This is a genomic window from Serratia sp. OS31, from assembly GCF_014164835.1.
Lineage (GTDB): Bacteria > Pseudomonadota > Gammaproteobacteria > Enterobacterales > Enterobacteriaceae > Serratia > Serratia liquefaciens_A.
This window is the reverse complement of record NZ_JACJFQ010000020.1, coordinates 57,114-69,535: the sequence shown is the minus strand read 5'-3', so window position 1 is coordinate 69,535 and position 12,422 is coordinate 57,114. Positions and strand designations below refer to the sequence as shown.

General features: G+C 57.2%; 9 protein-coding genes. 8 read left to right on the top strand and 1 reads right to left on the bottom strand.

The features are described 5' to 3' along the window. Positions 1 to 211 precede the first annotated feature (211 nt). The 4 genes from H5P17_RS16905 to gntK all read left to right on the top strand — a co-directional run bounded on the left by H5P17_RS16905 (position 212) and on the right by gntK (position 4,427). Positions 212 to 907 (top strand): pirin family protein, encoded by a 696-nt coding sequence (locus H5P17_RS16905; protein WP_044554806.1) that lies wholly within the window; start codon positions 212 to 214, stop codon positions 905 to 907. A 131-nt stretch (positions 908 to 1,038) separates the two neighbouring features. Beyond that, positions 1,039 to 2,034 (top strand): gluconate operon transcriptional repressor GntR, encoded by a 996-nt coding sequence (gntR, locus tag H5P17_RS16900; RefSeq protein WP_020837390.1) that lies wholly within the window; start codon positions 1,039 to 1,041, stop codon positions 2,032 to 2,034. Positions 2,035 to 2,399: 365 nt separating this feature from the next. Further along, a complete protein-coding gene (gene gntT, locus H5P17_RS16895; protein WP_037425035.1) occupies positions 2,400 to 3,716 on the top strand; it encodes a gluconate transporter in 1,317 nt (438 codons plus the stop codon). 183 nt (positions 3,717 to 3,899) lie between these two features. After that, positions 3,900 to 4,427 (top strand): gluconokinase, encoded by a 528-nt coding sequence (gene gntK / locus H5P17_RS16890; protein ID WP_044554805.1) that lies wholly within the window; start codon positions 3,900 to 3,902, stop codon positions 4,425 to 4,427. Between the two features lie 48 nt (positions 4,428 to 4,475). Here gntK and H5P17_RS16885 read toward each other — a convergent pair whose 3' ends face one another. Continuing rightward, entirely contained in the window at positions 4,476 to 5,069 is a 594-nt protein-coding gene (locus H5P17_RS16885; RefSeq protein ID WP_041415736.1) for a YhgN family NAAT transporter, read from the bottom strand. Positions 5,070 to 5,282: 213 nt separating this feature from the next. Between H5P17_RS16885 and asd the strand changes: the two genes are divergently transcribed. From asd to glgC, 4 genes are all read left to right on the top strand, one after another. Continuing rightward, positions 5,283 to 6,386, top strand: a complete 1,104-nt coding sequence (gene asd, locus H5P17_RS16880) for an aspartate-semialdehyde dehydrogenase (RefSeq protein WP_020837386.1) — start codon at positions 5,283 to 5,285, stop codon at positions 6,384 to 6,386. Positions 6,387 to 6,882: 496 nt separating this feature from the next. Beyond that, the gene (glgB, locus tag H5P17_RS16875; RefSeq protein WP_182824136.1) at positions 6,883 to 9,069 is read left to right on the top strand and encodes a 1,4-alpha-glucan branching protein GlgB; all 2,187 of its coding nucleotides are present in this window, start codon (positions 6,883 to 6,885) and stop codon (positions 9,067 to 9,069) included. Further along, positions 9,066 to 11,051 carry a glycogen debranching protein GlgX gene (gene glgX, locus H5P17_RS16870; protein ID WP_182824134.1) on the top strand — a complete coding sequence of 662 codons (1,986 nt, stop codon included), beginning with the start codon at positions 9,066 to 9,068 and terminating at the stop codon, positions 11,049 to 11,051. The genes glgB and glgX overlap by 4 nt, the downstream gene beginning before the upstream one ends. A 12-nt stretch (positions 11,052 to 11,063) precedes the next feature. Continuing rightward, on the top strand, positions 11,064 to 12,341 hold the full coding sequence (glgC, locus tag H5P17_RS16865; RefSeq protein ID WP_020837383.1) for a glucose-1-phosphate adenylyltransferase: 1,278 nt from the start codon (positions 11,064 to 11,066) through the stop codon (positions 12,339 to 12,341). Positions 12,342 to 12,422 lie beyond the last annotated feature (81 nt).

Below are 12,422 nucleotides of genomic sequence, written 5' to 3'. Positions count from 1 at the left end.
CACGACATTGCTCACATTGCTTCCAAGTATTACTTAGCCAGCTCGGGTGCTGGCTTTTTTTTTGCCTGTTTTCAGCTCACCCGCCTTCAACAAATTCCCTGCCAATGGCTTCGCTACTCCATCTAATTTTTTGAACAGAGAGATGAGTTTTTTACGCTTTCATATTCTGCTGCCAGGACTAGACTGTAAAAAACATTGAGGAGAGTTGAATATGATTTATCTACGTAAGGCAGAAGATCGCGGTCATGCCAATCATGGTTGGCTGGATAGCTGGCACACCTTCTCCTTTGCCAACTATTACGATGCCGATTTTATGGGCTTCTCGGCGCTGCGGGTGATCAACGAAGACGTGATCGACGCAGGGCAGGGTTTTGGCACTCACCCGCATAAAGACATGGAAATCCTGACCTACGTGCTGAGCGGCACGGTAGAGCACCAGGACAGCATGGGCAATAAAGAGCAGATCCAGGCCGGTGAATTCCAGATCATGAGTGCCGGCACCGGGGTGCGTCACTCCGAGTACAACGGCAATAACGATCGTCCGTTGCATTTGTACCAGATTTGGATCATTCCCGATCAGGTTGGGCTGGAGCCGCGCTATGAGCAACGCATGTTCGATGCGCCACAGGGCCGTCAACTGGTGCTGTCGCCGGATGCGCGTGAAGGTTCACTGAAAGTGTTCCAGGACATGACGCTGTCCCGCTGGGCATTGAAGCAAGACGAACAGGCTGAGTGCCCGATTGAAGCCGGTCGTCGCGTGTGGATCCAGGTGGTGCGCGGTAAGGTCGTGGTCAACGGTCAGCAGGCCGGCACCAGCGATGCTTTCGCGGTGTGGGATGAAACCGCGCTGTCGATTCATGCCGATGAAGACAGTGAAATCCTGCTGTTCGATCTGCCGCCGGTCTGATTCAGCAGTCAATACCGAGGGCTCACACAGTGAGCCCTTTTTGCGTTGTGACGTCCGATAACCAACAATATCGGCAGCGGTTTTTTTTTGCTAAAATGAGCGCCCATTCACGGTTAGCCAGTTCATTGATAATGAAGAAAAAACGGCCGGTACTTCAAGATGTCGCAGACAAGGTTGGCGTTACCAAGATGACGGTGAGCCGTTATCTGCGTAATCCCGAGCAGGTTTCTGCCATCTTGCAGCAAAAAATTGCCGTCGCGCTGGATGAGCTGGGCTACATTCCCAACCGTGCGCCGGATATCCTTTCCAACTCCACCAGTCGCGCCATTGGCGTATTGCTGCCGTCGTTGACCAATCAGGTGTTCGCCGAAGTGCTGCGCGGCATCGAGAGCGTCACCGATGCGCACAATTATCAGACCATGCTGGCGCACTACGGCTATTTGCCGGAGCGTGAAGAACAGCGCCTGACCTCGCTGCTGTCTTACAACATCGATGGGCTGATCCTGTCTGAACGCCACCATACGCCGCGTACCATGAAGATGATTGAGGTGGCAGGGATCCCGGTTGTCGAACTGATGGACTGCGTTTCGCCCTGCATTGACCTGGCCGTGGGTTTCAATAACTTTGAAGCGGCGCGCCAGATGACTCAGCAAATCATCGCGCACGGTCATCGCCACGTGGTGTATTTCGGAGCGCGTCAGGATGAACGTACCATTATCAAACAACAGGGCTATGAACAGGCGATGCGCGAATCCGGTCTTGAGCCGTACAGCGTCATGACCGCGCGTTCGTCGTCCTATTCCGCCGGTGGCGAATTGCTGCGTCAGGCGCAGCGCGATTATCCGCAGATCGACAGTATTTTCTGCACCAACGATGACCTGGCGATTGGCGCGACCTTTGAGTGTCAACGGCAGGGGCTGTCGATCCCCAAAGATATGGCGATTGCCGGTTTCCACGGCCACGATATTGGTCAGGTGATGGTGCCAAAACTGGCGAGCGTCCTGACGCCGCGTGAACGCATGGGGCAAATCGGGGCTGAACGCCTGCTGGCCCGTTTGCGGGGTGAGACGGTCAGCCCACGCATGGTGGATGTCGGTTTCACCGTGATCCCCGGCGGCAGCATCTGATCGCTTTTAAGCCGTTGTTTCACCAATTTTAATTTTGAACGCGCGCCGCCCGGCGCGTTTTTATCCCCGCCTGTAAGCCCGTCACTCGTTACCCCCATAAGTTTGATCTCTATCCCAGAACGTGAATTTTAGCCCGTTACCCGGTTCCGGCACTCCCGTTGTTACCGGTATCATGATACCGGTAACAACGAGGTCAATGACCTTGTGGCGGCGCGTTAGGGTCGCTACAGGGAGAAATAGAACCCTTGACTCAGCACCACCTACAGCTCGTCTTCTAACACCGGGAAGAGCCTAAAAATACAACAAACGCGCGCTTTACGGCCTATCGTAAAGAGAGTCTGCGATAAAAAGGTTGGAGAAAAAATATGCCATTAGTGATTGTTGCAGGCGGCGTCGCGCTGCTGTTGCTGCTGATGATCCGCTTTAAGCTGAACGGCTTTATCTCTCTGGTTCTGGTTGCTCTGGCGGTGGGTATCGCTCAGGGTATGCCAGTCGATAAAGTGATCGGCTCCATCAAGGCCGGCGTGGGCGGCACCTTGGGTAGCCTGGCGTTGATCATGGGCTTCGGCGCCATGCTCGGCAAGCTGCTGGCGGACTGCGGCGGCGCTCAGCGCATCGCCACTACGCTAATCGAGAAATTCGGTCAAAAATACATTCAATGGGCGGTGGTACTGACCGGTTTTACCGTCGGTTTTGCGCTGTTCTATGAAGTGGGCTTCGTGCTGCTGCTGCCGCTGGTCTTCAGCATTGCCGCTTCTGCTCGCGTACCGCTGCTGTATGTCGGCGTGCCCATGGCGGCTGCGCTGTCGGTGACCCACGGTTTCCTGCCGCCGCACCCTGGCCCAACGGCGATCGCCACCATCTTCCATGCCGATATGGGTAAAACCTTGCTGTACGGTACGCTGTTGGCCATTCCGACGGTGATCCTGGCCGGTCCTGTCTATGCCCGCTTCCTGAAAGGCATCGACAAGCCGGTTCCTGAAGGTCTGTATAACCCAAAAATCTTCACCGAAGCGGAAATGCCAAGCTTTGGCATCAGCGTTGCCACCTCATTGGTGCCGGTGATCCTGATGGCGCTGCGCGCGGTAGCGGAAATGGTGCTGCCGAAGGGCCATAGCCTGCTGCGTTTTGCCGAGTTCTTCGGCGATCCGGTGATGGCGACGTTGATTGCGGTACTGATCGCTATCTTCACCTTTGGTCTGAACCGCGGCCGTACTATGGATGAAGTGATGGGGACCATCACCGACTCCATCAAAATTATCGCCATGATGCTGTTGATCATCGGCGGTGGCGGTGCGTTCAAGCAGGTACTGGTCGACAGCGGCGTGGAGAAATACATTGCCGCTCTGATGGAAGGCAGCAACGTTTCACCTATTCTGATGGCCTGGTCGATTGCGGCTGCGCTGCGTCTGGCGCTGGGTTCCGCTACCGTGGCGGCGATCACCGCCGGGGGCATCGTGGCCCCGCTGATCGCCACCACCGGCGTCAGCCCGGAGCTGATGGTGATCGCGGTCGGTTCAGGCAGCGTGATTTTCTCTCACGTCAACGATCCAGGTTTCTGGTTGTTCAAAGAGTATTTCAACCTGAGCATCATGGAAACCATCAAGTCCTGGTCGGTGCTGGAAACCATCATTTCCGTCTGCGGCCTGGTAGGGTGTTTGCTGCTGGCGACGGTGGTCTAGTATTCCCGCCGCCTTTCAGGCTGACGCAGCGTTGGCTGCCGCTTGAAATGCGCAGGGAATAGCGAGGTTATCCGGCACCCCGTGGGGTGTCGGACATTATTTTGAGTTTGGGGCGCATTTGATGGCGCAGGCGGCGTAACCCGTTGCCAGAACGTACATCTGACTCCGTAAGGGCATGACATTATGAGTAATCCACAGCACCACGTATTTATTTTGATGGGCGTTTCAGGCAGCGGAAAATCTGCCGTAGCCAGCGCCGTTGCCCATGAAGCTCATGCCGCGATGCTGGACGGAGACTACCTGCACCCGCGCGCCAACATCAACAAAATGGCCGCCGGGCATGCGCTGGACGATAACGATCGCGCCCCGTGGTTGGCCGCATTGAATGACGCTATTTTTGCCATGGAACGCACCAACGACGTTTCCCTGTTGGTGTGCTCGGCGTTGAAAAAAAGCTATCGCGACCGCCTGCGTGAAGGCAACCGCAACCTGCATTTCATTTATCTGAAGGGTGACAAGGGGGTGATTGAAGAGCGGCTGAAGCAGCGCAAAGGCCATTTCTTCAAGCCGCAGATGCTGGTTTCCCAATTTGCCACCCTGGAAGAGCCGGGCGCACAGGAGCCGGATGTGCAGGCGATTGATATCGATCAGCCGCTGGATGGCGTAGTCGCCGATACCCTTGCGTATATTCGGCATGTTGCAGCCCAGTAATCCGGGCTGCCACCCTAAGCCGGCGCCGAACAGGCGCCCGTTTATTCACTACAACTTCATGTAGGCCCGCACGCCGTCCAGGAACATCTGGGTCGACAGCATCACCAGAATCAGCCCCATCAACCTTTCCAATGCACTCACCCCTTTACTGCCCAGCAGGCGCAGGAACAGATCCGACATCAGCAAGATAGCGGCGGAAATGCCCCAGGCAATCAGCAATGCCACCACCAGGTGCGAAATCTGGTTCGGATACTGGTGCGAGAGCAGCATCAGCGCCGCCAGAATCGAAGGCCCGGCGACCAACGGGATCGCCAGCGGCACCAGGAAGGGCTCTTCCCCGGCGGAAAGCCCGCTGCTGTTGCCCTCCTGCGTAGGGAAAATCATCTTGATGGCGATCAGAAACAGAATAATCCCGCCGGAAATGGACACGGTTTCGGTTCGCAGGTTAAGAAACGCCAGAATTTTCTCGCCGGCGAACAGGAAAATCAGCATCAACAACAGGGCGATCAGCAGTTCGCGGATCACCACCACCCGGCGTCGGCGCGGTTCCAGATGTTTGAGTACCGACATGAAAATCGGCAAATTGCCCAGCGGATCCATGATTAAAAACAGCAACACCGTGACGGAAATCATCTCTGTCATCATTACCTCTGACTCTGAAAAACGTGTCGGCCATCCCGACCCACGCACTAACCCATCCCCGATGGCTTGAAAGACGACGGGGTATATAAGAAGGATTGCTGAGAATCGTTCAGCTATCGAATAAATTCACTTTGCGCCTGCGCTGACATTTTGTAAGGTGGAGAGATAGTGCACACAACTTATAGCAGTCATCCTCCAAGGCAGGACAGTCATATGAAAAACGTTGGTTTCATCGGTTGGCGCGGAATGGTCGGCTCCGTACTCATGCAACGCATGACGGAAGAGCGCGATTTCGACGCCATTCGCCCGGTCTTTTTCTCCACTTCGCAGCACGGTTCTGCGGCACCGGCATTCGGCGGCCAGCAGGGCACGCTGCAAGATGCTTACGATGTTGATGCGCTGAGCGCGCTCGACATCATTATTACCTGCCAGGGCGGCGATTATACCAACGAAATTTATCCGAAGCTGCGTGAAACCGGTTGGCAAGGCTACTGGATTGATGCGGCTTCTTCTCTGCGCATGCAGGACGACGCGATTATCATTCTGGATCCGGTCAACCGCGACGTGATCCAGCAGGGCCTGGACAAAGGCATCAAGACCTTTGTCGGCGGTAACTGCACCGTCAGCCTGATGCTGATGTCGCTGGGCGGCCTGTTCGCCAACAACCTCGTCGAGTGGGCGTCCGTCGCGACCTATCAGGCCGCTTCCGGCGGCGGTGCGCGCCATATGCGCGAACTGCTGACCCAAATGGGCATGCTGCACGCCGACGTGGCGAAAGAGCTGCAGGATCCGGCATCGGCGATTTTGGACATCGAACGCAAAGTCACTGCGGCCACCCGCAGCGGCAAATTGCCAACCGATAACTTTGGCGTGCCGCTGGCCGGCAGCCTGATCCCGTGGATCGACAAACAGCTCGATAACGGCCAGAGCCGCGAAGAGTGGAAAGGCCAGGCGGAAACCAACAAAATCCTCAACAGCAGCAGCGTGATCCCAGTTGATGGCCTGTGCGTGCGCGTTGGCGCGTTGCGTTGCCATAGCCAGGCATTCACCCTGAAGCTGAAAAAAGACGTTTCACTGCCGGAGATCGAACAGATGCTGGCGACCCACAATGATTGGGTGCGGGTGATCCCGAACGACCGTGAACTGACCATGCGTGAACTGACGCCGGCCGCGGTCACCGGGACGCTGAATACGCCAGTCGGTCGCCTGCGCAAGCTGAATATGGGGCCGGAATACCTGTCTGCGTTCACCGTGGGTGACCAATTGCTGTGGGGTGCGGCTGAACCGCTGCGCCGCATGCTGCGTATCCTGCTGTAACCTGAACTGTACTTCCCGAGGGCTGAGCTCTTTCAGCCCTCAAAAGCCTTATTTTCTTCCTTTTTCTCCGTTTCGGCGCGCTATGGACTAAGTCGCTGCAAAGGGGAGAAAGAGCACAAGTCATCGGCATTCCTCCATGCGGGCAGCAGCGCAAAGACGCTGTCAGGCTGGCAGTTTTCTTAATGAAGCTTTTTCCTGGTAATGCGGCAATGTTTTTAACCGACATTAGCTATGCTTAAAGCACTGGCGAATAAACTTTCACCAGCGCTAAAAATAAGCATAAAGAGCGGAATTCGGGTCGGGAAGGTGAGAATTGATCAATAACCGACCGCAATCACGCTTTAGACACCGAATGAATTGCATGATAACCAAAACGGCTATGGATTAAGCGTTACGCCCTGCGGATCTCAAGGTACAGCCAACGCCGCTGTAACCTGAAAGGCGATGGGCTGCGTGGCCTCTTATAAATCATGCTCTTAATCTTAGGAAGAAGACTATGCCTGTACTTCCCGATCGTGACGTGATTGATCAGCTTTTCTCCGGCAACTCTGCCGATCCTTTTTCCCTGCTTGGCATGCATGCGGTTGATAACGGCCTGCAGGTGCGTGCGCTGTTGCCTGACGCCAGCGAAGTCTGGCTGCGGGATCAGCAAACCGGTCGCCGACTGGTGCAGTTGAACTGCGATGATGTACGCGGTTTTTTCAGCGCCACGGTGCCGCGCCGTAAAACGCCGTTCCGCTATCAGTTTGATGTGCGCTGGCACGATCACCAACAGATCGTCGACGATCCCTACCGTTTCGGCACCCTGCTGCAGGATATCGACAGTTGGCTGTTGGCTGAAGGTACCCATTTGCGTCCTTATGAGCGGTTGGGCGCTCATCTCGCCACGCTCGATGATGTCGAAGGCGTCACTTTTGCCGTTTGGGCACCCAACGCCCAGCGAGTCTCGGTGGTGGGGGAGTTCAACTTTTGGGATGGACGCCGCCATCCGATGCGCCTGCGCCGTGAAAACGGCATTTGGGAGCTGTTTCTGCCGGGCGTGAAGGCCGGGCAGTTGTACAAATATGAAATCATCGACTGCTACGGCAATACCCAACTCAAAGCCGATCCTTACGCATTCGAAGCGCAGATGCGACCGGACACCGCGTCGTTGGTCACTCCGTTGCCTGAGGTGGTAGAAAACACCCCGCAACGTCAGCGGGCCAATGGTTTTGACCGACCGATTTCTATCTACGAAGTGCATCTTGGCTCTTGGCGCCGCCACACCGACGATAATTTCTGGCTCAGCTATGGCGAATTGGCCGTGCAGCTGATTGATTACGTCAAGGATATGGGATTCACCCATATCGAGCTGCTGCCGATTAACGAGCACCCGTTTGACGGCAGTTGGGGCTATCAGCCGCTAGGGCTGTATGCCCCGACCCGACGTTTCGGCACTCCGGCCGACTTTAAGGCGTTTGTGGCTGCGGCGCACCGGGCCGGTATCAATGTGATCCTCGACTGGGTGCCGGGGCATTTTCCCAGCGACGCCTATGGCCTGGCGAACTTCGACGGCACCGCCCTGTATGAATATGCCGATCCGCGCGAAGGTTTCCATCAGGACTGGAATACCCTGATCTATAACTATGGCCGCAATGAGGTGCGTAATTATCTGGCGGGCAATGCCCTTTACTGGCTGGAACGTTACGGTATAGATGCGCTGCGCGTCGATGCGGTAGCCTCGATGATCTACCGTGACTACAGCCGCGCCGACGGCGAATGGGTGCCGAATTACTACGGCGGCAATGAGAATCTGGAGGCCATCGCCTTCCTGCGTTACACCAACCAGACCGTCGGCAAGGAGCGCCCCGGCGCGGTGACGCTGGCGGAAGAGTCTACCGATTACCCTGGGGTGACGCTGCCGCCGGAATCCAACGGCCTGGGGTTCCACTACAAATGGAACCTGGGGTGGATGCACGACACGCTTAACTACATGCAATGTGATCCGGTGCACCGTAAATATCATCACAATCAGATGACTTTCGGCATGCTGTACGCCTACACCGAGAACTTTGTGCTGCCGATTTCCCATGACGAAGTGGTGCACGGCAAAAAATCGGTGCTCGATCGCATGCCCGGCGATGCCTGGCAGAAGTTCGCTAACCTGCGCGCCTACTACGGCTTTATGTGGGCGCATCCGGGCAAGAAGCTGCTGTTTATGGGCTGCGAGTTTGCCCAAGGGCGCGAATGGAACTTCGACAGCAGCCTTGACTGGCACCTGCTGGAAGGGCTGGACGGCTGGCACCACGGCGTACAGCGGCTGGTGCGCGATCTCAACCATTGCTATCAACAGCAGGCGCCGTTGTATGAACGCGACTACCGCCCTGACGGCTTTGAGTGGTTGGTGGTGGACGACCACGACAACTCGGTCTTTGCCTTTGCCCGTTACGACTCCCAAGGGAATGAGCTGATTGCCGTCAGCAATTTCACTCCGGTACCGCGCCATCATTATCGCATCGGCATTTCGCGTGCCGGCGAATACCGGGAAATTCTCAATACCGACTCGCATCATTATCACGGCAGCAATACCGGCAATCAGGGCCGCGTAGTGTCCGAACCGATAGGCAATCACGGCCGCGAGCATTCGATTAGCGTGACCGTACCGCCATTGGCGACCATCTACCTGTTGCGGGAGGCGCAATGACTGAGCTGACGCCCGGCATCGCCGCGCCTCTTGGGGCGCACTATGACGGTAACGGCATCAACTTTAGCCTGTATTCCGCCCGAGCCACGGGGGTGGAGCTGTGCCTGTTTGACGAACAGCAGCAGGAGGTTCGGCTGCCGTTGACGGCACGCAGCGGTGATATCTGGCACGGCTACTTGCCGGGCGGTAAACCAGGGCAGCGTTACGGTTTTCGCGTGCATGGTCCGTTTGATCCTGCTCGGGGGCTGCGTTTTAACCCCAACAAACTGCTGTTGGATCCCGCTGCGCGTGCGGTGGAGGGACCGGTGGCGGATGACCCTTACCTGCATGGCGGCTATGACCGGCCGGATCAGCATGACAGCGCCGAACTGATGCCCAAGTGCGTGGTGATTGATGAAGCCTATGATTGGCAGGATGACCGCCCGCCGGCTACGCCCTGGGGCAAAACGGTGATCTACGAAGCGCATGTCCGCGGCCTGACCTTGCAGCACCCGGAGATCCCGCCGGTGCTGCGTGGCAGCTTCGCCGCGCTCGGCCATCCGGTGATGATCGCCTATTTCAAGCGGCTCGGCATCACTGCGCTGGAGTTGTTGCCGGTGCAGCAGCACAGTTCTGAACCGCGTCTGCAGCGGCTCGGATTGATTAATTACTGGGGCTATAACGTGCTGGCGCCCTATGCGCCGGATAACCGTTATTCCAGCCTGCGCACGGATACGACGCCGCTGCGCGAGTTTCGCGATGCGGTGAAGGCGCTGCATAAAGCCGGCATTGAAGTGATCCTCGACGTGGTGTTCAACCACAGCGCCGAACTGGACGTCGACGGGCCGACGCTGTCGCTACGCGGTATCGATAACCCAGGCTATTACTGGCTTACCCCCGACGGTGATTATGTGAACGATACCGGCTGCGGCAACACCCTGCGGTTGGATCAACCACAGGGTGTTGCCTGGGTGATGGACTGTTTGCGTTTTTGGGTTGGCGAGTGTCATGTTGACGGCTTTCGCTTCGATCTGGGCAGCGTGCTCGGCCGTACGCCCGCATTCGACCGCGATGCGCCGCTTTTCCAGGCCATGCTGGCAGACGACCTGCTGTCGCGCTGCAAGCTGATTGCCGAGCCGTGGGATATTGGCCCCGGCGGTTACCAGGTGGGCCAATTCCCGGGGCGATTCGCCGAGTGGAACGACCATTATCGGGACGATATCCGTCGTTTCTGGCTGCAGGACGGCGTATCGCTGGGCCAGTTCGCCCAACGTTTCGCCGCTTCCAGCGATTGGTTTAACCAACGCGGGCGTGCGCCTTACGCCAGCATCAACATGCTGACCGCTCATGACGGGTTCACTCTGCAGGACTTGGTCAGTTTTAACCGCAAGCACAACCAACTGAACGGTGAAGGTAACCGTGACGGCAGCGACCGTAACTTTAGCAATAACCACGGTGTTGAAGGCCCGATTGCCGACGATGCCATTTTGCAACGCCGCAGGGCCAGCCGGCGAGCGCTGCTCGCTACGTTGTTGCTGTCCCAGGGGACGCCGATGCTGCTGGCCGGCGACGAGCATGGACACAGCCAGCAGGGCAACAACAATGCCTATTGTCAGGACAACGCTATCACCTGGCTCGATTGGGCCACGGCAGATGACGCTCTCACCGATTACACCGCCGCACTGATCCGTTTGCGCCAACAAATCCCTGCCTTGCAGCAAGACCGCTGGTGGCAGGAGGGTGACGGCAGCGTGCAGTGGCTGAACGCGCAGGGGCAACCCCTCGACGCGCAAGAGTGGGAGCAGGGTGAACTGCGGTTGCAGATCTGTCTGTCGCAACGTTGGCTGGTGGTGGTGAATGCCACGCAGCAGGCGGTGGAGATGACGTTGCCCGTCGGCGATTGGCAGCTTGTCGCCCCCTTTACTCAGGAAGATTCACGGGCGGTTTTACCCGCCTGGCACCAGGCTGCGCACTCGATTTGCGTGCTGGTAAAGAAAAAATAAAAGGAGTCAGCTATGGTTAGGTTTGAAAATAAAGACCCCCTGATGTTGGCACGCCAACTGCCGATTAAGTCCGTCGCCCTGATCCTGGCCGGTGGCCGCGGTTCGCGTTTGAAAGATTTAACCTCAACCCGGGCCAAGCCGGCCGTCCACTTTGGCGGTAAATTCCGCATTATCGATTTTGCCCTGTCGAACTGTCTGAACTCGGGGATCCGCCGCATCGGCGTGATCACCCAATACCAGTCCCATACTCTGGTGCAGCATATCCAGCGCGGTTGGTCGTTCCTCAACGAAGAGATGAACGAGTTTGTTGACCTGTTGCCAGCCCAGCAACGCCTCAGTACCGAGCACTGGTACAAGGGCACGGCGGATGCGGTGTACCAGAACCTGGATATCATTCGCCGTTACGACGCCGAATATGTGGTGATCCTGGCGGGCGATCACATCTACAAGATGGATTACTCGCGCATGCTGATCGACCACGTGGAAAAGGGCGCGCAATGCACCGTCGCCTGCTTGCCGGTACCCCGTGAGGAAGCCAGCGAGTTCGGCGTGATGGAAGTGGACGAAAACGATCTGATCCTCGAATTCCTGGAAAAGCCCAGCAACCCGCCGCCGATGCCGGGCAATCCGGATATGTCGCTGGCCAGCATGGGGATCTACATCTTTAACGCCGACTACCTGTTCCAACTGCTGGAGGAGGACATGTCGACGCCGGGCTCCACCCACGATTTCGGTAAGGATCTGATCCCGAAAATCACTGCCCAGAAAGCGGCTTGGGCGCACCCGTTCACGCTGTCCTGCGTGACCTCTAACCCCGATCTGCCACCGTATTGGCGCGATGTGGGTACGCTGGAGGCCTACTGGCGCGCCAACCTCGATCTGGCTTCGGTAACGCCGGAGCTGGATATGTATGACCGCGCCTGGCCGATCCGCACCCACATGGAACCGCTGCCGCCGGCCAAGTTTGTGCAGGATCGCTCCGGCAGCCACGGCATGACCATGAACTCGCTGGTGTCCGGCGGTTGCATCGTCTCCGGTTCGGTGGTGGTGCATTCGGTGCTATTCCCGCGGGTGCGGGTGAACTCGTTCTGCACCATCGACTCTACCGTATTGCTGCCGGACGTTAACGTCGGCCGTTCCTGCCGGCTGCGGCGCTGCATTATCGACCGTGCCTGCCATATTCCCGAGGGGATGGTGATTGGCGAAAACGCCGACGAGGACAGCAAACGCTTTTATCGCTCGGAAGGTGGCATTGTGCTGGTGACGCGCGAAATGTTGTCAAAGTTGTGAGTTAAGGTAGTCGGCAGAACGATAGCCTGCCGCCATATAAACGGACTGATGGCTTGCACAACGCGGGGTTAACAACAGCGG

Coding starts and splice junctions, on each gene's coding strand:
- H5P17_RS16905 (WP_044554806.1), top strand. CDS start 212: ATGATTTATCTACGTAAGGCAGAAGATCGCGGTCATGCCAATCATGGT.
- gntR (WP_020837390.1), top strand. CDS start 1,039: ATGAAGAAAAAACGGCCGGTACTTCAAGATGTCGCAGACAAGGTTGGC.
- gntT (WP_037425035.1), top strand. CDS start 2,400: ATGCCATTAGTGATTGTTGCAGGCGGCGTCGCGCTGCTGTTGCTGCTG.
- gntK (WP_044554805.1), top strand. CDS start 3,900: ATGAGTAATCCACAGCACCACGTATTTATTTTGATGGGCGTTTCAGGC.
- H5P17_RS16885 (WP_041415736.1), bottom strand. CDS start 5,069: ATGACAGAGATGATTTCCGTCACGGTGTTGCTGTTTTTAATCATGGAT.
- asd (WP_020837386.1), top strand. CDS start 5,283: ATGAAAAACGTTGGTTTCATCGGTTGGCGCGGAATGGTCGGCTCCGTA.
- glgB (WP_182824136.1), top strand. CDS start 6,883: ATGCCTGTACTTCCCGATCGTGACGTGATTGATCAGCTTTTCTCCGGC.
- glgX (WP_182824134.1), top strand. CDS start 9,066: ATGACTGAGCTGACGCCCGGCATCGCCGCGCCTCTTGGGGCGCACTAT.
- glgC (WP_020837383.1), top strand. CDS start 11,064: ATGGTTAGGTTTGAAAATAAAGACCCCCTGATGTTGGCACGCCAACTG.